Source organism: Caloramator sp., assembly GCF_020054765.1.
GTDB classification, from domain to species: Bacteria; Bacillota; Clostridia; order Clostridiales; family Caloramatoraceae; genus Thermobrachium; species Thermobrachium proteoclasticum.
Genome location: NZ_JAIHAO010000002.1, coordinates 31705 through 57160, shown reverse-complemented (window position 1 = coordinate 57160; position 25456 = coordinate 31705). Strand labels below are relative to the sequence as shown.

Below are 25456 nucleotides of genomic sequence, written 5' to 3'. Positions count from 1 at the left end.
TTAATATGGATATTATTTTAGGTATGGCAGTTACTTTTTTTGTAATAGTCTTTTCTATTTATAAGGGAATATTTGTAGGTTATCCTCTAATCTTTGGATTTTTAATTTTCTGCTTTATTTCAATTAAAAGAGGTTTTAGCTTAAAAGACATTATTAATATGTCCTTTGATGGTGGTAAAAAGTCCCTTGTTGTTCTTAAGATATTTGTATTAATTGGTGCTATAACTGGTATATGGATGGCTTCAGGCACAGTTCCTGCAATCATATACTATGGCATAAAATATATGAATCCTAAGTTTTTTATACTCTATAGCTTTATAATTAGCTGCATTATTTCCCTTCTCTTAGGTTCTGCCCTTGCAACAGTAAGTACAGTTGGAGTTGCACTTATTTTAATGGCTAAAAGCACCAATATAAATATAAACATCGTAGCAGGTGCTATTATAGCTGGTGCATATTTTGGAGATAGGTGTTCTCCAATGGCATCAAGTGCAAACCTTGTTGCCAATCTGACAAAGACAAATCTATATACAAACATACAGAATATGATTAAAACATCTATTCTACCACTTATACTAAGTATTGCTGTATACTTTATTTTTTCGCTTCAAAAACCTATAAATTTTATACAAAATAATTTAAGCCAACAAATAGCTGAAACTTATAAAATAAACATAATAGTTTTAATGCCAGCAATAATAATACTAATTTTTTCCTTATTTAAAGTAGATGTAAAGCTATCAATGTTTATAAGCATACTAACAGCCTCCTCCATTGCTATAATTTTTCAACAATATAGCATAAAAGAAGTACTAACATTTTTAGTACTGGGATTTAAACTTAACCCTTCTAATCCTCTAAACATTATATTAAAGGGTGGAGGAATAATATCAATGTGGAAGGCCGCCTTAGTTGTATTTATATCCTGTGCTCTATCTGGAATATTTAGTGGAACAAATATGTTTAAATCAATAGAGGATATATTGCTAAAAGCCAAAAGCAGATATACTTTGTTTTTATACACAGGTATAACAAGCATAATAACAGCAGCCTTTGGATGTAATCAATCTATTGCAATTATACTAACACAGCATCTTATGAATAAAAGCTATGAAAACAACGAAGTTGATAACTACCAACTTGCATTAGATTTAGAAAACACTGCTGTTGTATTAGCTGCTCTAATTCCATGGAATATTGCTGCCTTTGTACCAACAACTGCTATGAAGGTTAGCTCTACAGGCTTTATACCATATGCAGTATATCTGTATCTACTTCCACTTTTTAACCTAATCAAGATATTTATAAATGATATAAAATGCAATAGATTTTTACAAGATGGATATGAACTTAGAAATTAATACGTGTTATGTTTTATTTGTAATAGACTTTTATGTAATATAGTTCTATTAAATACTAAACAACAGATAAAAAGAAAAAAATGTTTTTATTTTATCTTTATCTTAGTCCTTTTAAATTCAAAGTCCAAAAGGCATCGTTTTAACAAATATATAAAAATAAAGGAGCGATTATATTCTCTCCTCTATTTTTATTAATAAGAATAAATGCTATGTATGTCCATATTGACACTACTTATGGTACGGTTCACCGTTTATTATCCTAAATCCCCTGTAAATCTGCTCAAGGAGTATAAGCCTCATAAGTTGGTGTGGGAAGGTCATCTTTGAAAATGATAATTTATAATTTGCCCTGTTTAAAACTGTTTGTGAAAGACCAAGGGAACCACCTATTACAAAGGCAATGTTGCTTTCACCTAAAAGAGCCCTTTGGCTTAAAAAATCAGCAAGCTCCTCTGAAGAAAGCTGTTTACCCTTTATGTCAAGCACTACTACATACATATTTTCCTTTATATACTTTAATATACCTTGTCCTTCCTTTTCCTTAATCATCTCCTCTTCCTTCTTAGAGAGATTCTCTGGTGCCTTCTCATCTGGAACTTCGATTATATCAACCTTTGCATACTTTGATAGCCTCTTTAAATACTCATTTATTCCTTCCTTTAAATACTTCTCCTTTAGTTTTCCAACTGATACTATAGTAATATTCATTAGTACTCTCCTTTCTGTTTGAAAGCTCTCAACTATAAGGGTAAGGGGCTTGTTTGTTATTATGATAAAAATAGGCCTTTTAAGGCCTATAACTTAACTTCAACATTTTTTGTTGTTCCAACAGGTGTTTTAATTGTAATAGTTATGGTACCACCAACACCTACTTTAAACATCTCTTCCTTAAGCTCCATCATTGTATTTACTTCCTTACCGTTTATTGATAATATAACATCGCCCTCTTTAATTCCTGCTCTTGATGCAGGACTTGCCCTTAACACATCATAGACATATATGCCCTTTTCTATCTTAAAATCAAAATATCCCGCAAGGTTCTTATCAAAGCCCTTTATTCCAAGGGAAGGTGTTTCAAATTTTCCTGTGGTCTTTATTGAATTTATTATTGGCTTTATTATATTTATTGGAACTGCAAAACCTATTCCCTCTGCAGTTGTAACCTTTACAGTATTTATACCTATAACTTCTCCTTTTGTACTAACCAAAGGTCCTCCACTGTTTCCGGGGTTAATTGATGCATCTGTCTGTATTAAATCCTCCATAAAAACTCCTTCAGAAACCTCAATGGTTCTATTTAATGCACTTATTATTCCCGCTGTAACAGTCCTTTGAAATGTAAGACCAAGAGGATTTCCTATTGCAATAACTGGTTCACCTATTTTTACATTTTTTGAATCTCCAAGTCTTGCAATCTTAAGATTCCCTTCATCTATTTTTACTATAGCAAGGTCTAAAATCTCATCTGCCCACACAACTTTCCCATTTACCTCCCTACCATCATAAAGGGAAACCACAATATTAGATGATGAATACCCTGCAACGTGATTGTTTGTCAAAATATACCCTTCACTATCTATGATGATTCCACTTCCTATTCCCTGTACCCTTTTGTTTTGAAAAAAGGTTCTCTGTATCTTTGTTGTCTTTATCCCAACAACTGATGGAATAACCTCCTCTGCTGCCTTTGTTACATCAGTGCTTACAGTTTCATACACAACTTCCTTCTTAACCTCAACCTTTTCTGGTTCTTTAACCTGAAACCTTTGAAAAAGTGCCTCTGGTGCAAAAGTTAAAAGCAAAAATCCTCCTATTACTGCCCCAAATAATGCTGACAAGAAATAGCCAAATGCAGAAGGCCTTCTTCTGCCATAATACTCCATAACCTCACCTCTTATACAGAATAATATTTACCTACTCTATCCCTATGAGCTATATCTAAATCAATGTCTACCCCGTCCCTAATTCCATTTGATTCTAAAATGGATAAAACTGTTCTATATGCAAGTTCTGGATAGTTATTTGTTTTACTTAAGTGACCTAATATTATCCTTTTTATCCTACTATTTAGTATATCCACAATTGTTCTTCCGCAATCCTCATTTGATAAATGTCCTACATCACTTAAAACTCTTCTTTTTAAATAGTATGGATATGGTCCTACCTTTAGCATTTCAACATCGTGGTTTGACTCAAGAAGTATTAAATCAGAATCCTTTATATTATCCTTAACTTCCCTGCTTGCGTGCCCAATATCTGTTGCAATTGAAATTTTTTTATTCTTCTCAATAAAACTATAACCACAGGGGTTTGAGGCATCGTGAGGTATTTTAAATGGTATAACTGTTATATCTCCTATCTCAAAGGGCTTATAAGTACTAAAAACCTTTATATTTTCCTCTTTAACATCCCCTATTTGTGACTCCATTACACTCCAAGTATCAGCATTTGCATAAATAGGTATATTAAACCTTCTTGATAATATTCCTGCCGCTTTAATATGGTCATCGTGCTCGTGGGTTATTAATATTGCATTTATTTCATTTGGATTAACACCTATATCTAAAAGTCCCTCTTGAATTTTTTTACCACTTAAACCAGCATCAACTAATATTTTTGTTCTCTCATTCCCTACATATATTGAGTTTCCACTACTTCCACTGTATAAACTACAAAAATCCATATTCTCTCTCCTTTCATATGTATATTTTACTTTTTTTCATTTATAACTACAATGGAAATTATTTATGTTATAATATTCTTGATATTAAAAAAACGGGGTGATAAAATGAGTATTTATGATGAAGCACTAAAATTTCACGAAGAAAAGAGAGGTAAAATAGAAGTTTTATCCAGGGTTGAAGTAAATAATTCAAGTGATTTATCCCTTGCATATACACCAGGTGTTGCACAACCTTGTATAGGAATACATAAAAACCCTGATCTTGTATATACATATACAAGAAAATGGAACACAATTGCTGTAGTTTCTGATGGAACTGCAGTTTTAGGGCTTGGTGATATAGGTCCTCTTGCCTCACTTCCTGTTATGGAGGGCAAAGCTGTTCTTTTTAAAAAATTTGCAGATGTTGATGCTTTCCCAATAGTACTAAATACAAAGGAAGTTGATGAAATAGTAGATACAATTGTTAAAATATCTCCATCCTTTGGTGGAATAAATCTTGAGGATATATCTGCTCCAAGGTGCTTTGAAATTGAAGAAAAGTTAAAGGAAAAACTCGATATTCCAGTTTTTCACGATGACCAACACGGTACTGCCATTGTGTGCTTGGCGGCACTTATAAATTCTTTAAAAATAGTAAATAAAAAGCTTGAGGACTTAAAAATAGTTATAAACGGTGCTGGTGCAGCTGGAACCTCAATATGTAAACTTCTTTTATCCTACGGTGCAAAAAATATAGTTGTATGCGATAAAATAGGTGCACTTTATAGAGGAATAGAAAATGTTGATGAGGCAAAGAAGAAACTTGCGGAAATTACAAATCCACATAACGAAAAGGGACAACTAAAGGACGTTATAGTAGGTGCAGATGTTTTTATAGGTGTATCAGCTCCAAACGTATTAACTAAAAATATGGTTAATACAATGAATAAGGATGCTATTGTGTTTGCAATGGCAAATCCAACGCCTGAAATATTCCCACAGGATGCAAAGGAAGCTGGTGCAAAAATTGTTGGTACAGGCCGTTCAGACTTTGCAAACCAAATAAATAATGTTCTTGCCTTTCCAGGAATATTTAGAGGTGCACTTGATGCAAGAGCAAAAGTGATAAATGAAGAGATGAAAATAGCGGCAGCCCTTGCAATAGCAGAATCAGTTAAAGAAGATGAATTAAATGAAGAATACATTATTCCAAAGCCATTTAACTTAGAAGTACAAAAGAAGGTTGCAAAATCCGTCTATGAAGCCGCAATAAAAAGTGGAGTAGCAAAAAGGAGCTAACCTATTAGTTAGCCCCTTCTTCTTTTACTCTTTTTATTTTTGCTCCTAAAGCCTGAAGTTTATATTCTATCTTTTCATATCCTCTATCTATGTGGCGAATGTTGGTAACTTCTGTTATTCCATCTGCAACAAGTCCAGCAACAACTAAAGCGGCTCCCCCTCTTAGGTCTGTCGCTGCGACCTCTGCACCAGATAGTTTTTCAATCCCTTCAATTATAGCTACTCTTCCTTCTACTTTAATTTTTGCTCCCATTCTCTTTAATTCATCACAATGCTTGAAACGACCTTCCCAAATACTTTCATTTATTATGCTAACACCTTCTGCTATTGTGCAAAGAGTTGACATAGGCTGTTGAAGGTCTGTTGGAAAACCTGGGTATGGAAGCGTCTTTATATTTATTCCCTTTGGTCTTTTACTTGCACAAACTCTTACTGCCTCTTCTCCCTCTTCAACTGTTATTCCCATCTCTAAAAGCTTTGCAGTAATTGATTCAAGATGCTTTGGTATTACATTCTTTAATACAACATCTCCAAGGGTTGCTGCTGCTGCAACCATATACGTTCCTGCTTCTATCTGGTCTGGTATAACACTATAATTGCAAGCAACCATTTCTTCAACACCATATATCTTTATTACATCTGTTCCTGCTCCCTTGATTTTTGCTCCCATACTATTTAAAAAGTTTGCAACATCAACAACGTGGGGTTCCTTTGCTGCGTTTTCAATAATTGTAACTCCCTTTGCCTTTGTTGCCGCAAGCATTATGTTTATTGTCGCACCTACGCTTACAACATCAAGATATATGTGGGCACCCTTTAGACCATCTTCTGTATAGGCCTTAATAACACCGTGTTCAACAGTTACCTTTGCCCCCATTGCTTCAAATCCTTTTATGTGCTGATCTATTGGCCTTACCCCAATTGGACAGCCTCCTGGGAAGGCAACCTCTGCACGTCCAAACTTTGAAAGTAATGAACCTAATAGGTAATATGATGCCCTCATCTTCTTAACTTCTTCACCTAAGGCTCTATAGTCCTTAACTCCATTTATGTCTATTTTTACTGCTGTATCACTTATTTCTTCAACCTTTGCCCCAAGGCTCCTTAATATTTCTTCAAGACATTTTATATCTTCAATTTCTGGAAGATTATCAATTATAAATTCTCCCTTATCTGCAAGTATAACTGCAGGTAGTATTGCAACAGCTGCATTTTTGGCTCCGCCTATAACTACTTCTCCCTTTAAAGGAATGCCACCTTCAATAATTAGTTTTTCCATAAACAGCACCCATCCTTCTTGTAATCTATATTTAAAGATAATTATCCTATTTTATACCCATAACTAACATTATAGCATTTTATATTAAATTTTTTAATATATATTTTTTATATTTTTTAATAACAAATTATAACTACATTGTTAATCTATAATATTTGTTGAAAAATTGTTAATATTCATTTACTATATAATTGGGGTGATGGTATGGATTTTAAACAAATCGAGGCATTTATTAATGTTGCAAAATACAAGAGTTTCTCTAAGGCAGCAGAAGCTACTTTTTTATCACAACCTACAATAAGTTCGCATATATCCTCTTTAGAGAAGGAACTTAAGGTTATGCTGTTTGATAGAAATGGAAAAGACATACGTTTAACTGAAGCTGGAAAACTTTTTTATGAGTATGCTATAAATTTAGTTAATATAAGAGACAATGCTATTTCAAGTCTATTACTGTATGATAATAAAATATGCGGTAAAATAACTATTGCCGCAAGTACAACACCTTGTAGATTTTTGCTACCTGAAGCTATAAAGTCCTTTAGTAAATTATATAATGAAGTTAGTTATGATATAAAGGAAGGAAGTACACAATATGTGGTTGATCAACTTATTTCCTTTAATATTGATTTAGGTATTGTTGGAGATATGATAGACGACTGTAAACTTACATATACAAATATATTTCAAGATAAACTTGTTTTAATAAGCAATTTTGATAATTTAGATGAAAAGGTAGATTTTAAAGATATTATTGAATTGCCTTTTATACAAAGGGAAGATGGCTCTGCTACAAGACGTATTTTTGAAAAGAAGCTTTATGAGATAGGGTTCAACGTTGAGGATTTAAATACCATAATAAATGCTAATTCCTTAGAGACGGTAATACAATTAGTAAAAAACAAAATTGGTGTATCTATCGTTTCCTATTACGCCTGCAAAGATTTAATTGAGTCTAAGCTTTTAAAGTTCCATACTATAAATGATTTAGACATAGTAAGACCTATATATCTTGTTTATCACAACAAGAAAACTCTATCCCCTGCTTCAAGAGCATTTATTGAACATATAAAAAACCTTGAGTTTATTACATAAGCTTAATATTAATTTTTTAACAATTATTGATTTAAACCTGCAAAAATGCTAAAATATCCCTTGTCGCTGTCTTAAAACGAGTAAGTGGTGGGGGTAAAAATGATACAGGATGAAATTAGAAATAAGATTGAAGTACTTTCCAATGAACTAAATTTAAAATTAAAGAATGGAATAAACAAGGAAGAATATAGTAAAATTTTAAAACTAAGTCAAGAACTTGATAAACTAATCGTTATTTATACTAAGAAATCATTATCTTTATAATACAATTGCCTCAATATAAATTGAGGCAATTTTTATTACGTTCCATTGAATTTCTTATGTAGTAACCTTTTAATGACATCCTGAACAGGTTGAGCATCCTCCACTACAGTTTCCCTTGCCATAAAATTTACCCTTATATAATCTTTCAACATCATCACTTTTACATTTAGGACATACAACCTTTTCATCCGAGTTTACAATTTCAAAAAATTCATATCCACATTCTTTACATTTGAAATCTATCAACGCCATAATAATCCCTCCCTTATCTTAATTTTAACATTGATGGTTTACACAATCAACTTGTATCAGTTTTAAGAATAAATGCATATAATGTATTGCATAAATTTATTAGGTGATTATATGTTCTTGTTTTTTAATAGGAAAATAGATAAGAAATTAAAAGAATATATGGCAGTAAATTTAAAACGCAGAATTCCTGTAATAATATGCTATAAAAATAATGTTAAAACTACAAGAAGCTCCATAATAAGTAATGGAGGAAAGATAAAGTATGAATACAAAATTATAAATGCCATATCCTGCGAGGTTTCACCTATATCCATAGACAGACTATCTGAAAACCCCGACATCTCTTTTATATGCTTTGATTATAAGGCATCATTATGTTTGAATAATGTTTCTGAAAGCATAGGTGTAAAGTTTGCCCACAATCTTAATTTAACAGGAAAGGACATTGGAATTGCACTATTTGATACTGGTTGTTTTCCTCATCCAGACCTTATAACTAACAAAAATACTATTGTATACTTTAAGGACTATATCAACAAAATTGATAAACCCTATGATGACAACGGGCACGGAACATTTTTGTCTGGAATAATTGCATCTAATGGACATACTAATAAATCATATAGAGGAATTGCACCTGATTCAAAACTCTGTATATTTAAATGTTTTAATTCGCTTGGATTTGGATATATGTCAGATATAATTTTTGCTATTCAAGATGCAGTTATAGTGAAAGATGAATATAACATTAAAATAGCGTGTTTACCCTTTGAGTTCCCCTATTTAAATAAACTATATATAAACCCTTTAGAAATGGCAATAAATAAACTAATAGAAAATAATATAGTTCCTGTCGCACCATCAGGAAATTTAGGGCCGCAAAATATGAGCATTTATTTCCCGGGTAATATGAAAAATGTCATAACAGTAGGAGGTATTCATGTCGATTTATCAAAAAAGCACATATCTATTGCTGATTTTTCAGGAAGAGGCCCTACATTTGATGGAATAAATAAGCCTGATATTGTCGCTCCCTGTATTGATATACTTTCTCTAAACTGCGATACAAAATATGTACCAACTTCAAAACATAAATATTCAATTCAAACACCATATAAATCTGCTTCTGGAACCTCTATATCCTGTGCAATAATTTGTGGTTCCATTGCACTTATTTTAGAAAAATATAATAATATTTCAATTAAGGATATTAGAAGCATTCTTATACTATCCTCTAAATCTATAGGTGAAAATAAAAATGCCCAAGGATGCGGTATGGTTGTTTTTGATAAAATAATAAAGTAAGCCTAAATGGCTTACTTTATGTATTTAAGTGGATTTTGTGGTACTCCATTTTTCCTTATTTCAAAATGAAGGTGTGGCCCTGTTGACCTACCAGTTGAACCAACTGCTGCAATCAATTGTCCCTTTGTTACCCTTGTTCCTTGAGAAACATATAACTTACTTGCGTGGGCATATACAGTTCTATAACCATTTCCGTGGTCTATCATAATGCACTTGCCATAGCTTCCCATCCAACCAGCGAATACCACTTTTCCTGTATCTGCTGCATAGATTGGTGTTCCAGTTGGCCCTGCTAAATCTATTCCTTGATGCATTCTACCCCATCTCATACCAAAATAAGAGGATATATAACCTCTTGATGGTCTTATAAACATTCCTGTTGCAATTAAATTGGATTGCTTAGTTCCAATTACTACAACACTATTCTTAGGTGCCTCTATTAACTTTGAAGAAACTATATCTTCCTCTACTACATTGCCATTAACTATCTTTATGCTCTTTGTAACTTCAGCAAGACCATTTTTTCCTTGTTCCTTTACTACCTTCTTGCCTTTGTTCATTGTCTTATCATAAATTCGTTTTTCCTCATAAGGAACTTCTTCATCTGCCACTATATTAACATCAATTTCAACATTAAAATACGGTTCATTTCTTACTATCAAAATTTCTTGTCCTATTTTTATTTTATCTAAGTTTATATTAGGATTGTATGTGGCTATTTCGTCAATACTTATCCCCTTATCTAAGGAAATATTCCAGATAGTATCTCCCTGCTTAACTACATACTTTTCTTCAATTAGCTTTCCTTTAATTATTTTTTCTGCAACATCATCAACATCTTCAACTAATGCTGCATCTACATACTGAACTGTTGTTAAAATATTTTCATCTATCTTAAATGATTTTATTTCTACATTCTTTGTTTTATCATATTTTGGAATATATCTGTTCTTTATAGTTTCAATTAAAACCTCATAATCCCTCTTACTTGCAAGTACAGCTATTTGATTGTTTCCTACATTTACAACATAGGCAGGTATTTTAAGTTTTAATTCTTTTCTAAACCTAACCTCAAGTTCTTGTTCATCTATTAGATGTTTATTTGATTCTTTTTCAGCAATTACTTTAACATCCCTTGACAAATCTATTCCATCAGTCATTTTTATCTTGTCTTTAACATTTTTTACTACTTCAACGCCTTTTACATAGCCTATTTCTTTACCTGATACCTTTACCATATAAATTGAATTAGATTTAATTTGAAGATTTAATGCAAACAATGATAAAACTAATCCGAATAACACTCCCAATAAAGATTTAATATTAACTTTCTTTTGTATTTTCCTCAATGAATACACCACTTCCCCTCCTTTCATACATTTTTATAATACTATAAGTTTCTATTTTGGGCAAGTAACAGTTTCTAACATATTATATGAATTTTTTGATATTTTATTCATACTCTTAGTTTATTGTGGTATAAAATCTCTTCTGATATAATAGTATAAGCTAATAATACATTAGGAAGTGATCAGTATGCCAAATATATCATTAACTCCTCCAGAACCAAAGTTCATACCACTATCAACTATATTTATAGACAAATATATTCCTAAGGCCCATGGAGATTATATTAAAGTTTACTTAACTCTACTTAGATTATCTTATACCAACACAGTCTGTTCAACAGAGTCTATCTCAAGGAAGCTAAATATATCAGAATCAGAAATAATTAATGCATTAGGCTATTGGCAAGAAAATGGGTTAATTCATATATCTGACTCTGGAGAGGTTAGTTTTAATACATTAAATTTAGATGACGATTCTTGCTTTGTAATTATAGATAATACCAAAAATATATTTAAAGATATAGAAATGGCTTTAGGAAGGCCTCTAACCCCTTCTGATTATAAGTTTTTTACTATGCTTATGGATAAATTTCATTTTTCCTTTGAAGTGCTTATTTTTTTAATTGAATACTGCGTATCTAAGAAAAAGACAGATATTAGATATATTGAAAAAGTTGCCATAGGATGGCACGAAAAGGGTATAAAGACAATTGAGGATGCTCAAAATCATATAAAAAAACACGAAGAAAAATGGACAAAATATAGACAAATTTTAAGCTATATTGGACTTAAAGACTCCGATATATCTGTTCCTCAAGAGGAACTTTTAGAAAAATGGGTATATAGTTACAATATGCCTATTGATGTTATTTTAGAGGCCTGCAGGATAGCAATTATGAGAATAAACGAACCAAACTTAAATTATATAGATAAAATAGTAACTGACTGGCATAATTTAGGAGTAATGAATGTAAATGATATAAAAAGACTTGATAAAAAGGCAAATAAAAAAGAAAAAACTTCTAAAAACCAACATCCATATATTGCATATAGTGGACAGAGACAATATGATATAACCGAACTTGAGAAAAAACTCCTTGGAAGGGGTGAGTTAAATGAAGAATAAATATGTGTCTGAAATTTTAAATGAATATGAAAAGCTTAGAGAGAATGCAAAAACAGAACAAGAAAAAAGAATAAATGAAATTTATGAAAAAATACCAAGGATAAGAGAAATAGACAAAGAAATATCCTCTATTGGATTTAATATTGCAACTTCAGTTGTGTCTAAAGAAATAGAAGATATAGAGGAATATATTAAATCTCAAAAGGAAAAAATAACAGACCTAAAAATTGAAAAAACTGAGCTTCTATCGAAATACGGATATCCAATTGATTATATGGATATAAAATATAAATGTAAAAAATGTAAGGATACAGGATATATAAACAACAAATTCTGTAGTTGTTTTAGACAAAAATTAATAAATAGATATTATCAGCAATCAAACTTAAATGAAATATTAAGGGCTGAAAACTTTGATACCTTCAACTTTGAGTATTATTCAAGTATACCCTATGAAAATGAACCCTTAAGTCCAAGAGAAAATATAGAAAAAATATACGCCTACGCAGTAAATTACACAAAAAACTTTGATAAAACAAATGAGAGCCTTTTCTTTTATGGAAGCTCTGGTTTAGGAAAAACCTTTTTATCTAATTGCATTGCAAAAGAACTTCTTGATAAGGGTAAAGTAGTTATATATCAAACTGCTTCAAACCTAATGGATATTATAAGAAGATGCAGATTTGAAGAATCATCAAACCATAACGAACTAAATGAGCTTTTAGAATGCGACTTTTTAATTATAGATGACCTTGGAACAGAACCTGTAACTCCCTATTCATACTCCGAGCTTTTTAATATAATAAATACAAGAATTCTAAACAAAAAAAAGATGCTTATATCAACAAACTTTCAACTTAATGATATTATTCAAAACTATCCTGAAAGAATAACCTCAAGAATATTAGGTCATTTTACTTTGTTTAAATTTTATGGCGAGGATATTAGAATTCAAAAGAAGTTCAAGAAATAAAAATTCTTGGTCTCCACAACATTTAGGCTGTTGAAAAAGTTATATATTGATTTGCCCCATGAAGGATTTCTTGCGCATCAGTTCATTTCGCTTAGCAATTCTAAGCTTTTCTTTGTTTGAAAAAGTCCTACCCTCGCGATGCCATCATCCTGATGGCCGCTCGGCTCAGCACGTCCTGTGCTGAATTACGGACTTTTTCAAAGTCGAAAAGCAATAATTGCTAAAGCTCATGAAAGAGCCTATTGAAATCCTTTCATGGGGCTTTTACATATTTTGGATAACAAGTGGGTTTATTAACAATATGAAATATAACTTACACTAAATAATAAAAGCACGCAAGATGCGTGCTTTATGGAGCCGGCTATAGGAATCGAACCTACAACCTACTGATTACAAGTCAGTTGCTCTGCCAATTGAGCTAAGCCGGCAAATATGGCGACCCAGAAGGGGCTCGAACCCTCGACCTCCGGCGTGACAGGCCGGCACTCTAACCAACTGAGCTACTGGGCCATTTTTGGTGGGCACGACAGGGCTCGAACCTGTGACCCTCTGCTTGTAAGGCAGATGCTCTCCCAGCTGAGCTACGCGCCCATATGGTGACCCCTAGGGGACTCGAACCCCTGTTACCACCGTGAAAGGGTGGTGTCTTAACCGCTTGACCAAGGGGCCAACTTTTCTTATCGTCTCGGCTCATCGCCCCGACACTTGTATATAATACACGATTTCTTTTTTAAAGTCAACACCTTTTCTTAAAATTTTTTGGTTGTAAATTATGGAAATAGGGTGAATACCACCACCCTATTTTTAATACTTATTTACAACTATAGTTTGACTTCTATTTGGACCAACTGATACTATTGATATTCTTGTATCTGTATATTCCTCTATGAACCTTAAATACTTTTTAGCATTTTCGTGTAGGTCATCAAAGGTTTTTGCCTTCTCAACTGAACTATCCCAACCATCAAATTCCCTATATATAGGCTTACATCTCTCTAAATCATCTAATGAAGCTGGGAAGTAGTCAATAACATTGCCATCTAATTCATAGCCCACACAAACCTTTATCTTATCGATATTAGCCAAAGTATCTAATTTTGTTATAGCAAGACTTGTTAATCCTGATATTCTTACAGCATACTTCAATATAACTAAATCAAGCCATCCACATCTTCTTGCACGTCCTGTTGTTGTTCCATATTCAAATCCCTTTTCTCTAATATAGTCCCCCATTTCATCAAAAAGTTCTGTTGGGAATGGACCTTTACCAACTCTGGTTGTATATGCCTTACATACACCTATTGCATTAGATACCATAGTCGGTCCTATACCTGCTCCAATACATACCCCACCTGATATTGGATGTGAAGATGTAACATAGGGATATGTTCCATAGTCTATATCTAAAAGGGTTCCCTGTGCACCTTCGAATAAAACCTTTTTATTAGCCTTTATAGCATAATAAAGAATAACTGATGTATCCTTTACATAAGGTCTTAATCTTTCACCATACTCAACATATTTTGAATAAACCTCATCAAAATTTAGTTCTTCTCCTCCGTATATTTCCTTTATTATTTTATTCTTTGCTGCAATATTAAGCTCAAGCTTTTCCTTAAGTGTTTCTTTATTTAAAAGATCACAGATTCTTATTCCTATTCTTTCGTGTTTATCTGTATAGCAAGGTCCTATCCCCTTACCTGTAGTTCCTATATCCTTGCTTCCTCTTTTTTGTTCTGAAAGTTTGTCTAAAATCTTATGATATGGCATTATAACGTGGGCTCTATCACTTACAACTAATTTTTCTGGTGAAACATTAACTCCTTCTCCCTCTAAATAATTTAATTCCTCAAAGAAGGCCATTGGATCAATGACCACACCATTTCCGATAATGCAAAGCTTTGTATCATATAAAATACCTGATGGAATTAGGTGTAGCTTATATTTTTTATCTAAAACTTCAACTGTATGTCCAGCATTATTTCCTCCCTGATATCTAACTACAACATCTGCTCCCTCTGCTAAAAAATCTGTTATTTTTCCCTTTCCTTCATCACCCCATTGGGCTCCAATAACTACAAGTGCTGACATCTAATCACCTCATCCTATTTATAATTTCTCTTGCAATAATAACTCCCGATACCGATGCTTGAGCAAGTCCTCTTGTTACTCCTGCACCATCACCTGCTGCAAATAAATTTTTAACTTGCGTTTCAAGGCTATTTGTAAGTTTTAATCTCATTGAGTAAAACTTAACCTCTACACCATATAAAAGTGTATGTTTTGAATAGATACCTGGAGCTACTTTATCAAGTGCCTCTAACATCTCTATTATATCAGTTAAAAACCTATATGGTAAAACTAAACTTAAATCTCCTGGAGTTGCATCAACTAAAGTTGGTTCCACAAGTCCTCTTTTTAATCTATCCTCTGTTGTTCTTCTTCCTTCAAGGAGATCTCCTAATCTTTGTACTATAACCCCTTCTCCTAACATATTAGCAAGGCTTGCAATATACTTACCATATGCTATTGGAGATTTAAAGGGTTTTGTAAAGTTTTTACTAACAAGTAGTGCAAAATTTGTATTGTTTGTTTTTTTGTTGGCATAACTATGCCCATTTACAGTTTTAATCCCATCATTGTTTTCAACAACAACTTCACCATTTGGATTCATACAGAAGGTTCTAACCCTATCATCAAAGGATTTTGTATAGTATATAAGCTTTGACTCATAAACTGCATCAGTTATATCCTTCATAACAATTGCAGGACACTCAACTCTAACACCTATATCAACAGGATTTGTATCAAACTCTAAATTTAATCTTTCAACCTCTCTAAAAAACCAATCAGAGCCTTCACGTCCAGGACAAACTACTACATAATCAGCAGTAAACTCTTCTCCATCCTGTGTAATTACTCCCTTTGCCCTATCATCTTCAATTATGATTTCTTTAATCGGCTTTAAAGTAAATACGTCTATTTTTTTTCTTAAATACTCCTCCATAGACTTTAATATATTAAAACAATTATCTGTTCCAAGATGTCTTATCCTTGCAGGTATAAACTTAAGGTCAGCGGCAGCCGCCCTTCTCATTATCTCCTCAACCTTTGGAGTTATCTCACCATGTATCTCACTTGGTCCTCCAAACTCCAAATAAATTTTATCTATATAATCAATTAAGCTTTGTAATTCTACCTTGCTTATATATTCATCTAACACTCCACCAAATTCAGTAGTTAAAGTTAACTTGCCGTCACTGTATGCACCTGCTCCTCCCCATCCTGAAACTATAGAACAGGGATTGCATTTTAGGCACTTTACCTTATTTTCACTGCTGGGGCATTTTCTATTTAGCATACTTTTACCCTTTTCAAATAGAGCAACACTTAAATTTTGGTTTTGTTTTACTAACTCAAGGGCAGTAAAAATTCCTGCAGGTCCTCCACCTACTATAATTACATCATATTTTTTCATAATACCCCTCCTTTTAACTCCAATAAAATACTACCAAACCCATACCTTTAAGTCAATAAAAAATCGAATAATTTTATTGTTGAATTATTTATATTTCGTTTTGTGACGTATATTATTTAAATAAAAAATACATATATTAAGAAATATAACGTACATAAGCCCTACAAGGCTGCAGGGCTTATGTAAACATTAAAGATATAACAAGAATACTTATTATTATCCCTATATTAAATATGATTTTATAACTTTTATTATTTTTATATTTAACACGCAAATAAAGAGAATAAAACCCATTTATTAAAAATATAATGAAAGTTGATATTTTAAAATAAATATTTTTCAGTATTGGTGATTTTCCTTCTAAAAACATCAAAACAATTAAAAGACCTATTAAATTTATAGACATTAATATTTTATATATTAAATTATTAACCTTGACGTCTTTACCATCATCACTTTCCTCTTTTTTTATACCCTTTATATAATACTCTGTACCTTCTGAAACCCTATTTTTTGATATTTTAGAACAGATAATTTCAACTATTTCTCTACTATTTTCTATCTTTCTACTATCAATACATAGACTCTTTTTAAAATCAAGTTTTATATCCTTATCCCTCCCCATTTCCTTTTCTGTTGCTTGTGGAAAAGTACCTCTAATAATCCACCTTCCACCATCTTTATATTTATCCACAATAAAGGTTAAAAAAACCCCTGACTTATTCACAGTTTCCACAAGGTATATGTTGTTAAAGTATATCACTTTATCACTTTTATTAGATTCACCAAAATACTCTATCCTGTCATTGTGGATAATAACCTTTAATCTATTAACTCTTTTGTACATATAAAAACCAAGTGCAACTACTAAAATAGAAGTTATAATTGATTCAACTCCTATAGTTTTTCCACTTAATAAAGGAAAAATACCAATTGAAATTCCAAACATTATAAGAAGTAAACTTTCTATCTTTGCATTTTTTGATGCCCTATACATTAAATCACTCCCTTCATTACTAAAAGTTCTATTTAATATTAATATATCCTTCTTACCAAAATTAAAAATTTGTAGTAAATTAGAATTAGATACTAAAGAGGGAGTGATAGTGTGAATAATTTTGGTTTTATAAAGGTAGCAGCATCTTCACCTAAGCTTAAAGTTGCAAATCCCTTTTATAATGCAGAAGAAATAAAAAATATAATATTAGAAGCAGATAAAAATTTTGCAAAGATAATTGTTTTTCCTGAACTTAGTATAACCGGATATACCTGTGCTGATTTATTTTCACAAAAAAAATTAATAAATGACAGCTACATAGCACTTAAAAATATTTTAGATGAGACAAAACATACTGATATACTTTGTGCTGTTGGAATGCCTATTTTAATAAATCATATACTTTTAAACTGTGCAGTTTTGTTTAAATCCGGTAAACTACTCGCTGTTGTACCTAAAATGTACATACCTAACTACAGGGAGTTTTATGAAAAAAGGTGGTTTACATCTGGATTTGAAGTATCTCATATTGAAGAAATAGATTTATTTGATGATAAAGTTCCCTTTGGAAATGTTATTATAGAAGATAAGAATTTAGACTTAAGAATTGGTGTTGAAATATGTGAAGATGTATGGGCACCTATACCTCCAAGTAGTTTTCTTTGTGTAAATGGTGCAAATATAATATTAAACTTATCTGCCAGCAACGAAGTGGTTGCAAAATCCGACTACAGACGTGAACTAATAAAGGGACAGAGTGCAAGATGTATATGTGGGTATATCTATTCCTCCGCTTCAGTTCACGAATCAACAACAGATTTAGTCTTTAGTGGAAACCTATTAATATGCGAAAATGGTTCTCTTTTAAAATCTTCAGAAAGATTTAAAAGGGATAGTCAAATTATATACTCCTATATAGATGTAGACAGATTAAACTCCGAAAGACAGGTCAATAAAACTTTTATAGATAGCCTCAATGTATCTAATGTAAAATACCAAACTGTAAATACTATATTTAATAAACTTAGTATTGATGGGTTTGATAGATATATTTCTAAGACTCCATTCATTCCGTCAAACAAACAAGAAATAGATATAAGATGCAATGAAATATTCAATATTCAAGTATCAGGTTTAGCAAAACGTTTTGAACATACAGGGCTAAAAAAGGCTGTTATAGGTATCTCAGGTGGTCTTGATTCAACTCTTGCTCTTCTTGTAACCTATAAAACCTTTAAGGAGTTAAATATACCACCAGAAAATATAATTGCTATAACAATGCCAGGCTTTGGAACAACAGATAGAACCTATACAAATGCTGTTAATTTAATTAAATCTTTAAAATGTACACTTATGGAAATAAATATTAAGGATGCGTGTCTACAACACTTCAAGGATATAGGACACGATAAAGATATACACGATTTAACCTATGAAAATACTCAAGCAAGAGAAAGAACTCAAATACTTATGGATATTGCAAATAAAATAGGTGGTATTGTGGTGGGTACTGGTGACCTATCTGAACTTGCACTTGGATGGTGTACGTATAACGGAGACCATATGTCAATGTATGCAGTAAATGCAAGTATTCCAAAAACACTTATAAAGTTTTTGGTGGATTGGTATGCTGAAAAAACCGATGATAAAGAAGCTAAACACATATTAAAGGATATATTAGACACACCAATAAGCCCAGAACTTCTACCCCCTGATAAAGAGGGTAATATTAAACAAAAAACAGAGGATACAGTAGGTCCATACGAACTCCACGATTTCTTTATTTATTATGCAATAAGATACAATATGCCTCCTGAAAAGGTACTTTTCCTTGCTGAACACGCCTTTTCCGATAAATATGATAAAGAATATATTAAAAAATGGCAAAATGTATTTTATAGAAGATTTTTTACTCAACAGTTTAAACGTTCCTGTATGCCCGATGGACCTAAAGTTGGAAGCGTATGCTTCTCACCAAGAGGCGACCTTAGAATGCCATCAGATGCTGACTCCTTTATATGGCTATCATAGAAGCGTATAAAAAAAATAAGCAAAAGGTGTTAGAAGCCTTATAGTTTGATTTTTAAAGGCCCTATGAAAGGATTTTATTAGGCTCTTTCATAAACTTTAGCAAATCTTGCTTTTCGACTTTGAAAAAGTCCGTAATTCGGCACAGGACGTGCCGAGCTGAGCGGCCCTCAAGGACGAGGGCATCGCGAGGGTAGGACTTTTTTAAACAAAGAAAAGCTTAGATTTGCTTAGTGAAATGAACGAATGCCTTAAAATCTTTCATGGGGCTATCAATATATCATTTTTTCAACAGCCTGAAAAGGTTACAATAACCTTTTGTTTTCTTATACATTATGATACCTATCAAGATTTCCAAACTTAGTATATTGTCCAAGCCAAGCAAGTTCAACTGTTCCAGTTGGACCATTTCTTTGTTTTGCTATTATAACTTCTGCAATGTTCTTTTTTTCTGATTCCTTATTATAGTATTCATCTCTATATAAAAACATAACAAGGTCGGCATCCTGCTCAATAGAACCTGATTCTCTAAGGTCAGATAGTATTGGTCTATGGTCAGCTCTTGCCTCAGGTGCACGAGATAGCTGTGAAAGTGCAATTACAGGTGCATTCATCTCCTTTGCAATAGCCTTTAGTGACCTTGATATTTCAGAAACCTCCTGCTGTCTACTTTCAGATTTTTTACCTCCACTCATAAGTTGAAGGTAGTCTACCATTATTAAATCAAGACCCTTTTCCATTTTAAGTCTTCTACACTTAGAACGCATCTCCATTATAGAAATACCTGGTGTATCATCAATAAATATTGATGCCTTTGCCATAGGGCTTGCTGCTCTTGCAAGTCTTAACCAGTCTTCATCATCAAGTTCCCCTGTTCTTAGCTTTAGCATATCTACATTTGCCTCAGCACAAAGCATTCTGTATACAAGCTGTTCCTTAGACATCTCCAGACTAAATATTGCAACACTTTTTCCTTCCCTTAGAGCTGCGTGTAGTGCAATATTTAATACAAATGCAGTCTTACCCATTGATGGTCTTGCTGCAACAAGTATAAAGTCTCCCTTTTGAAAACCTGATGTTTTTCTGTCTAAATCTATAAACCCTGAAGCTATTCCTGTTGTATCACCCTTAAATTTATATACGTGTTCTATTTGTTCAAAACTTCTCTCAAGTATTGGCTTTATTGATTCAAAATCCTCATTTTTCTTTTTTTGTGATATATCAAATATACTCTTTTCTGCATCACTTAAAACCTCTTCTACATCATCCTGTTCGCTATAGCATTTATCCATAATTTTATGGGATGCAGAAATCAAGCTTCTTAATAGATACTTTTCCTCAACTATTTTTGCATAATGTTTTGCATTTGATACCGTAGGTACTGAGGAAATAAGGTCACTTATATAAGAAATTCCTCCAACCACCTCAAGCAGGTCTCTTCCCTTTAAAGTATCAATTAATGTTATCATATCAACCGGCTTACCATCATTGTGTATTTCCATTATTGTTTTATATAAAACCTTATGTCCCTCTTTATAAAACTCATCACCAGTTAATATTTCAGAAACTTCATATATAACATCATTTTCTATTATCATCGCACCAAGTACAGATTGTTCTGCATCAATATTATGTGGAGGAACTCTTAACTGTGCTTCCATTTCCTCACCTCCTAATATACAATATCAAGTACTTCTTTTATATGGTCTACAGGTATTATATTGACCTCTTCAAGATTAATAGGAACATCCTTCATATTTTCCTTTGGAATAATAATATTTTTTATTCCTCCCTGAAGAGCTCCATATATTTTCTCAGGTATACCTCCTACAGGTTTTATACTTCCTGTTAATGATATTTCACCTGTTATTGCTACATCCTGTCTTAGAGGCTTTTCCTCAACTGCACTTAAAATAGCAAGTGTTATTGCAAGTCCTGCTGAAGGGCCATCTATATTACCTCCACCTACTACATTAACGTGAACATCATAATTTGATAAATCTTCACCAGTAATCTGCCTAATTACTGTTGCTGCATTAAACACAGAATCCTTTGCCATAGTTCCTGCAGTATCATTAAACCTAACAATACCAGTAGGTGAATCCTTTTTAAAGGCCACTGCCTCTATCTCAAGAACAGAACCTAAAAATCCATATACGCCAAGTCCATAGGTCTTTCCTATCTCCTTAGCTTCCTTTGAATAGTTTTTAAACTGAGGCGTTAATCTTGATAATGCTGCAACTTCATATACATCCTGAAGAGTTATTGTAATATTTTCTGTTCCTCTCTTTTGTACAACATACCCATATACATCTGCAAGTATATTTACTGCCTTTCTTCCTTCAAGGGTATATTCACTTATTACATCTACTGCCCCTTCTTCTATTTTAATTTTTAACTTGTTTGCCGCATTTAAAACAATTTGTCTTATATGCTTTTTTGTTAAAGGTTCAAAGTAAACCTCTGCACACCTTGACCTTAATGCAGGGTTTATTTCGCTTGGCTCTCTTGTTGTAGCACCAATCAATACAAAATCCGCAGGTGCTCCTTCATTAAAAAGCTTCTTTATATAAAGAGGTACACTCTCATCATCTGGATCATAATATGATGATGAAAACTCCACTCTTTTGTCCTCTAAAACCTTTAAGAGCTTATTTTGAAGCATTTCATCCATTTCTCCAATTTCATCAATAAAAAGAACCCCACCGTGTGCTTTAGTTACAAGTCCAAGTTTTGGTTCTGGAATTCCTGTTTCAATAAAATCCCTCTTTGCTCCCTGATAGATAGGATCGTGTACAGAACCCAAAAGTGGGCTTGTTATCTCTCTTGGATCCCACCTTAATGTTGTTCCATCAACTTCTACAAATGGTGCATCATTATTAAATACAGATGTTTTAAATTCCTTTGCAATCTTTAGTGCCAATCTTGCAGCTGTTGTTTTTCCAACACCTGGAGGACCATAAAGTATTATATGCTGTGGGTATGGTGAACAAAGCTTTGATACAAGTGCAGTTAAGGCCCTCTCTTGCCCTACAATCTCATCCTTATTTTCAGGTCTTAAAAACTCCATTATTGACTTTGATAGTTTAATTGTATCAAGCTTTTGTAATTCCACAAGCTTTTTTAATGTCTTACTGTTTTCTGCACCATTTTTCTTTTTAATTATACTTAATTTTACTTCCTCTATAAGCTTGTCTTGTTTTTCAAGAAGATACTTTTCAACCTCTTGATCAATTTCATCCTCAACGTGTCTTAATGCTATCTTCTTAGAAAGCTCCCTTTTTATTTCCTGAAGGCATTCAATTGGATTATCTATATAATCATCCTTTTTTAAAATTAACCTCTGTAAAACATATATCTTTTCCTCTACTTTATCACTCTTATACTGTTTCTTTAAATTCAATTTTTTTAGGACATCATTAAGATACTTTTCACCATATAGTTTGTTTAGTAGTTCCTTAAGTGCTTCAACTTGAACATCAATATCATTCATCATATTTGTAAAGTTATTTTTTAAATCAACTGCTAAGTTATTTTTATTCAATCAAATACTCCTCTCTATTTTTGTAAAATAGATACCTTTAGCTTTCCTGTAACCTCTGGATATACTTTTACATCAACAGTATATACTCCAGCAATCTTTATAGCTTCTGGTAAATCTATCTTCTTTTTATCAATATCTATATTATGTTGCTTCTTTAATGCATCTGCTATATCCTTTGATGTAACTGAACCAAAAATCTTTCCATTATCTCCAACCTTAACATAAACTTCAACAGTCAATGCAGAAAGCTTCTTGGCAAGCTCCTGTGCTTCCTTTATTTCTTTTCTTTTCTTTTCTGCTTCCTTTGCCTTTTGTTCCTCTAAAACTCTTAAATTACCCTCTGTTGCTTCTACTGCAAGTTTCTTTGGAAATAAAAAATTTCTTGCATATCCATCAGATACATTTATAACCTCATCCTTTTTACCTACACCCTTAATATCAGCCTTTAATATTACCTTCATCTTTCATCACTCTCCTTAAAGTATTTTTTTATTGATTCTAAAAGCAATTTCTTTGCATCCTCTATATCTACATTATTTAGCTGAGCACCAGCTATAGTCATATGGCCTCCGCCACCTAAGTTTTCTAATATCAATTGAACATTAATATTTCCTAAAGACCTTCCACTTATTATAACCTCATTATCTACTTTTGCAAGCACAAAGGAGGCCTCAACACCTTCTAAAGTTAGAAGCTCATCTGCAGCCTGTGGTATAACTAAATGATTTTTAACAGTACCATCATATACTGCAATTGCTATTTTATCATTTATTTCTGCATTTGCAACTAATTTTGTCCTTTCCCTATATGTCTCTAAATCATCCATAAACAGCTTTTTAACCTCTATTATATCTGCACCATTTTTCTTTAAAAAACCTGCAGCTTCAAAGGTTCTAACACCTGTTTTAAAGGAAAAATTCTTGGTATCCATATATATACCCGCCATAAGAGCCTGAAGCTCTAACTGTTCAATCTGTGGCTTTTCCTTTAGATACTGAAGTATTTCTGTAACAAGCTCGCAGGTTGAACTTGCGTAGGGTTCAATATAGCTCATAGTTGTATTTTCTATAAAATCAGCACTCTTTCTATGATGGTCAATTATTACTATATTTTTTGCATAATCTACAAGTTCAGGGCACTCCAATAGACTCCTTCTATGAACATCTACTATAATCAAGAGTGCACCTGCCATAACTTTTTGTACTGCTATTTCATTTTTTATAAAAACTCCATTGTATTGTCCTGATTTAATTACCTTCTCCATCATTTTTTCAATTGAGCTATTAACTGTATTTAAAACAATATAGGCATCTTTACCACATAACTTTACTCCCCTATACATACCAAGGGAGGCCCCAAAACAATCTATATCTGGAACCTCGTGTCCCATAATTACAACTTCATCTGTTTGTTCTATTAAATCTGAAATTGCGTGGGCTATAACTCTTGCCCTAACCCTTGTTCTTTTTTCCACCTCTTTTGTCTTTCCTCCATAGAAGGATAACCTATCACCGTCTTTAACAACAGCTTGGTCTCCTCCCCTACCTAATGCCAGATCCTTTGCTGCTACTGCAAATTGATGGGTTTTAGCTATTGTTTCTCCATTTCTGCCTAAACCAATACTTAATGTTACAGGTATTTTATTTCCAACATCAATTTCTCTTATCTTGTCTAATATATCAAATTTATTTTCTACTAATGTATCAAAATGATGATTTTCAAAAACTAATATATATTTATAGTTATCATATTTTCTAATTAAAGCATCTATAGAATAAGCAAATGCATTTATCCTGTTATCAATCTCTGCAAGAAGTGTAGGCCTATTTATATCCTCTGTACTTTTAATAACCTCATCGAAATTATCAACCTCTAAAAGTGCTACAATTGATTTTTTCTCATTATACATATCATATAAAGTATAGTAATTAGTATAGTCAATAAAATATAATAAAAATATATATCTATCCCTTTCCTTCTCTGCCTCAACAGGACTTACCAAAACGTTAAATATTTTATCTTTTATTATCACCTTTTCAAAGAAATGCTCTTTATTTTTTAATATTAAACTTGAATCAAAATTTCCAATAAAATCCCTAATATCTTTACCATACAAATTTATTTTTGTATTCATATAAAAAAGAGAATTTGCCCAAAGTATTTTACCACTACTATCTACTATAACAAGAGGAATAGGAATTTTGGATAGTGTGTTCTTACCAGCAATGTCAATGTCAGCCGAAAGAGTCTCTACAAACTTAGAAAACTCCTGACTCCTTATTTTATTTATCTTTAGATTATAGTAAATAAGATAAGCATAAAAAACTAATCCTATTATTCCTATAGGATAGTTATAAAACATTAATAAGGCTAATAGAACTGCTATAAAAAACATATAAAGTTTAGTATTAGGAAAAAATCTATAAAATTTATTATCCATA

Annotated in this window: 21 protein-coding genes and 4 tRNA genes; 8 read left to right on the top strand and 17 right to left on the bottom strand. The window is 32.3% G+C overall.

The genetic code is table 11. The features are described 5' to 3' along the window. Positions 1–5 precede the first annotated feature (5 nt). Positions 6–1361, top strand: a complete 1356-nt coding sequence (locus tag JG776_RS01270; protein ID WP_291964030.1) for a Na+/H+ antiporter NhaC family protein — start codon at positions 6–8, stop codon at positions 1359–1361. 228 nt (positions 1362–1589) lie between these two features. On the opposite strand, the gene rlmH is transcribed toward JG776_RS01270, so the two are convergent. From rlmH to JG776_RS01255, 3 genes are all read right to left on the bottom strand, one after another. Beyond that, complete coding sequence (gene rlmH, locus JG776_RS01265) at positions 1590–2069, bottom strand: 23S rRNA (pseudouridine(1915)-N(3))-methyltransferase RlmH (protein ID WP_291964029.1); 480 nt, start codon at positions 2067–2069, stop codon at positions 1590–1592. Positions 2070–2155: 86 nt separating this feature from the next. Further along, a complete protein-coding gene (locus JG776_RS01260; RefSeq protein WP_291964028.1) occupies positions 2156–3244 on the bottom strand; it encodes a trypsin-like peptidase domain-containing protein in 1089 nt (362 codons plus the stop codon). 11 nt (positions 3245–3255) lie between these two features. Continuing rightward, entirely contained in the window at positions 3256–4044 is a 789-nt protein-coding gene (locus tag JG776_RS01255) for an MBL fold metallo-hydrolase (RefSeq protein ID WP_291964027.1), read from the bottom strand. A gap of 105 nt (positions 4045–4149) precedes the next feature. On the opposite strand from JG776_RS01255, the gene JG776_RS01250 reads away from it, so the two are divergent. Then, the gene (locus tag JG776_RS01250) at positions 4150–5325 is read left to right on the top strand and encodes a malic enzyme-like NAD(P)-binding protein (protein WP_291964026.1); all 1176 of its coding nucleotides are present in this window, start codon (positions 4150–4152) and stop codon (positions 5323–5325) included. 4 nt (positions 5326–5329) lie between these two features. Here JG776_RS01250 and JG776_RS01245 read toward each other — a convergent pair whose 3' ends face one another. Continuing rightward, positions 5330–6604 (bottom strand): UDP-N-acetylglucosamine 1-carboxyvinyltransferase, encoded by a 1275-nt coding sequence (locus tag JG776_RS01245; protein ID WP_291964025.1) that lies wholly within the window; start codon positions 6602–6604, stop codon positions 5330–5332. Positions 6605–6808: 204 nt separating this feature from the next. Between JG776_RS01245 and JG776_RS01240 the strand changes: the two genes are divergently transcribed. Both JG776_RS01240 and JG776_RS01235 read left to right on the top strand, forming a co-directional pair. Beyond that, positions 6809–7699, top strand: a complete 891-nt coding sequence (locus JG776_RS01240; protein ID WP_291964024.1) for a selenium metabolism-associated LysR family transcriptional regulator — start codon at positions 6809–6811, stop codon at positions 7697–7699. Positions 7700–7798: 99 nt separating this feature from the next. Further along, complete coding sequence (locus JG776_RS01235; RefSeq protein WP_291964023.1) at positions 7799–7963, top strand: Spo0E family sporulation regulatory protein-aspartic acid phosphatase; 165 nt, start codon at positions 7799–7801, stop codon at positions 7961–7963. 69 nt (positions 7964–8032) lie between these two features. Here JG776_RS01235 and JG776_RS01230 read toward each other — a convergent pair whose 3' ends face one another. Continuing rightward, entirely contained in the window at positions 8033–8215 is a 183-nt protein-coding gene (locus JG776_RS01230) for an FmdB family zinc ribbon protein (protein WP_291964022.1), read from the bottom strand. 111 nt (positions 8216–8326) lie between these two features. Here JG776_RS01230 and JG776_RS01225 point away from each other — a divergent pair, with 111 nt between their 5' ends. Beyond that, positions 8327–9520: a S8 family serine peptidase gene (locus JG776_RS01225; RefSeq protein ID WP_291964021.1), complete on the top strand. Its 1194-nt coding sequence runs from the start codon at positions 8327–8329 to the stop codon at positions 9518–9520. Positions 9521–9531: 11 nt separating this feature from the next. Here the strand turns inward: JG776_RS01225 and JG776_RS01220 are convergent, their stop codons facing one another. Next, positions 9532–10878, bottom strand: coding sequence for a peptidoglycan DD-metalloendopeptidase family protein (locus tag JG776_RS01220; protein ID WP_291964020.1), 1347 nt, complete (start codon positions 10876–10878; stop codon positions 9532–9534). 178 nt (positions 10879–11056) lie between these two features. On the opposite strand from JG776_RS01220, the gene JG776_RS01215 reads away from it, so the two are divergent. Both JG776_RS01215 and JG776_RS01210 read left to right on the top strand, forming a co-directional pair. Next, positions 11057–11995 carry a DnaD domain protein gene (locus JG776_RS01215; protein ID WP_291964019.1) on the top strand — a complete coding sequence of 313 codons (939 nt, stop codon included), beginning with the start codon at positions 11057–11059 and terminating at the stop codon, positions 11993–11995. Further along, on the top strand, positions 11985–12968 hold the full coding sequence (locus tag JG776_RS01210) for an ATP-binding protein (RefSeq protein WP_291964018.1): 984 nt from the start codon (positions 11985–11987) through the stop codon (positions 12966–12968). Before JG776_RS01215 ends, JG776_RS01210 begins: the two co-directional genes overlap by 11 nt. 352 nt (positions 12969–13320) lie before the next feature. Here JG776_RS01210 and JG776_RS01205 read toward each other — a convergent pair. The 7 genes from JG776_RS01205 to JG776_RS01175 form a co-directional block, all read right to left on the bottom strand. Continuing rightward, a tRNA-Thr gene (locus JG776_RS01205) sits at positions 13321–13396 on the bottom strand. Positions 13397–13401: 5 nt separating this feature from the next. Further along, a tRNA-Asp gene (locus tag JG776_RS01200) sits at positions 13402–13478 on the bottom strand. 5 nt (positions 13479–13483) lie between these two features. Further along, positions 13484–13559, bottom strand: a tRNA-Val gene (locus JG776_RS01195). Positions 13560–13562: 3 nt separating this feature from the next. After that, positions 13563–13637, bottom strand: a tRNA-Glu gene (locus JG776_RS01190). 135 nt (positions 13638–13772) lie between these two features. Then, positions 13773–15059 carry an adenylosuccinate synthase gene (locus tag JG776_RS01185; RefSeq protein WP_291964017.1) on the bottom strand — a complete coding sequence of 429 codons (1287 nt, stop codon included), beginning with the start codon at positions 15057–15059 and terminating at the stop codon, positions 13773–13775. 4 nt (positions 15060–15063) lie between these two features. Further along, entirely contained in the window at positions 15064–16449 is a 1386-nt protein-coding gene (locus JG776_RS01180) for an NAD(P)/FAD-dependent oxidoreductase (protein WP_291964100.1), read from the bottom strand. A 175-nt stretch (positions 16450–16624) separates the two neighbouring features. Further along, positions 16625–17443 (bottom strand): hypothetical protein, encoded by an 819-nt coding sequence (locus JG776_RS01175; protein ID WP_291964016.1) that lies wholly within the window; start codon positions 17441–17443, stop codon positions 16625–16627. A 111-nt stretch (positions 17444–17554) separates the two neighbouring features. On the opposite strand from JG776_RS01175, the gene JG776_RS01170 reads away from it, so the two are divergent. After that, positions 17555–19474, top strand: coding sequence for an NAD(+) synthase (locus JG776_RS01170; protein WP_291964015.1), 1920 nt, complete (start codon positions 17555–17557; stop codon positions 19472–19474). 323 nt (positions 19475–19797) lie between these two features. Here the strand turns inward: JG776_RS01170 and JG776_RS01165 are convergent, their stop codons facing one another. The 4 genes from JG776_RS01165 to JG776_RS01150 form a co-directional block, all read right to left on the bottom strand. After that, on the bottom strand, positions 19798–21132 hold the full coding sequence (locus tag JG776_RS01165) for a replicative DNA helicase (protein WP_291964014.1): 1335 nt from the start codon (positions 21130–21132) through the stop codon (positions 19798–19800). A gap of 11 nt (positions 21133–21143) precedes the next feature. Next, complete coding sequence (lonC, locus tag JG776_RS01160) at positions 21144–22967, bottom strand: Lon family ATP-dependent protease (RefSeq protein ID WP_291964099.1); 1824 nt, start codon at positions 22965–22967, stop codon at positions 21144–21146. Positions 22968–23029: 62 nt separating this feature from the next. After that, positions 23030–23476: a 50S ribosomal protein L9 gene (gene rplI, locus JG776_RS01155; RefSeq protein ID WP_291964013.1), complete on the bottom strand. Its 447-nt coding sequence runs from the start codon at positions 23474–23476 to the stop codon at positions 23030–23032. Continuing rightward, the gene (locus JG776_RS01150; RefSeq protein WP_291964012.1) at positions 23473–25455 is read right to left on the bottom strand and encodes a DHH family phosphoesterase; all 1983 of its coding nucleotides are present in this window, start codon (positions 25453–25455) and stop codon (positions 23473–23475) included. The genes rplI and JG776_RS01150 overlap by 4 nt, the downstream gene beginning before the upstream one ends. Position 25456 lies beyond the last annotated feature (1 nt).

Bases quoted from the DNA above. Each gene is read 5' to 3' on its own strand.
- JG776_RS01245 (WP_291964025.1), bottom strand. From the start codon at position 6,604: ATGGAAAAACTAATTATTGAAGGTGGCATTCCTTTAAAGGGAGAAGTA.
- JG776_RS01230 (WP_291964022.1), bottom strand. From the start codon at position 8,215: ATGGCGTTGATAGATTTCAAATGTAAAGAATGTGGATATGAATTTTTT.
- JG776_RS01210 (WP_291964018.1), top strand. From the start codon at position 11,985: ATGAAGAATAAATATGTGTCTGAAATTTTAAATGAATATGAAAAGCTT.
- JG776_RS01150 (WP_291964012.1), bottom strand. From the start codon at position 25,455: ATGGATAATAAATTTTATAGATTTTTTCCTAATACTAAACTTTATATG.
- JG776_RS01260 (WP_291964028.1), bottom strand. From the start codon at position 3,244: ATGGAGTATTATGGCAGAAGAAGGCCTTCTGCATTTGGCTATTTCTTG.
- JG776_RS01175 (WP_291964016.1), bottom strand. From the start codon at position 17,443: ATGTATAGGGCATCAAAAAATGCAAAGATAGAAAGTTTACTTCTTATA.
- lonC (WP_291964099.1), bottom strand. From the start codon at position 22,967: ATGATGAATGATATTGATGTTCAAGTTGAAGCACTTAAGGAACTACTA.
- JG776_RS01270 (WP_291964030.1), top strand. From the start codon at position 6: ATGGATATTATTTTAGGTATGGCAGTTACTTTTTTTGTAATAGTCTTT.
- JG776_RS01185 (WP_291964017.1), bottom strand. From the start codon at position 15,059: ATGTCAGCACTTGTAGTTATTGGAGCCCAATGGGGTGATGAAGGAAAG.
- JG776_RS01225 (WP_291964021.1), top strand. From the start codon at position 8,327: ATGTTCTTGTTTTTTAATAGGAAAATAGATAAGAAATTAAAAGAATAT.
- JG776_RS01215 (WP_291964019.1), top strand. From the start codon at position 11,057: ATGCCAAATATATCATTAACTCCTCCAGAACCAAAGTTCATACCACTA.
- JG776_RS01240 (WP_291964024.1), top strand. From the start codon at position 6,809: ATGGATTTTAAACAAATCGAGGCATTTATTAATGTTGCAAAATACAAG.
- JG776_RS01255 (WP_291964027.1), bottom strand. From the start codon at position 4,044: ATGGATTTTTGTAGTTTATACAGTGGAAGTAGTGGAAACTCAATATAT.
- rlmH (WP_291964029.1), bottom strand. From the start codon at position 2,069: ATGAATATTACTATAGTATCAGTTGGAAAACTAAAGGAGAAGTATTTA.
- JG776_RS01165 (WP_291964014.1), bottom strand. From the start codon at position 21,132: ATGGAAGCACAGTTAAGAGTTCCTCCACATAATATTGATGCAGAACAA.
- JG776_RS01250 (WP_291964026.1), top strand. From the start codon at position 4,150: ATGAGTATTTATGATGAAGCACTAAAATTTCACGAAGAAAAGAGAGGT.
- rplI (WP_291964013.1), bottom strand. From the start codon at position 23,476: ATGAAGGTAATATTAAAGGCTGATATTAAGGGTGTAGGTAAAAAGGAT.
- JG776_RS01235 (WP_291964023.1), top strand. From the start codon at position 7,799: ATGATACAGGATGAAATTAGAAATAAGATTGAAGTACTTTCCAATGAA.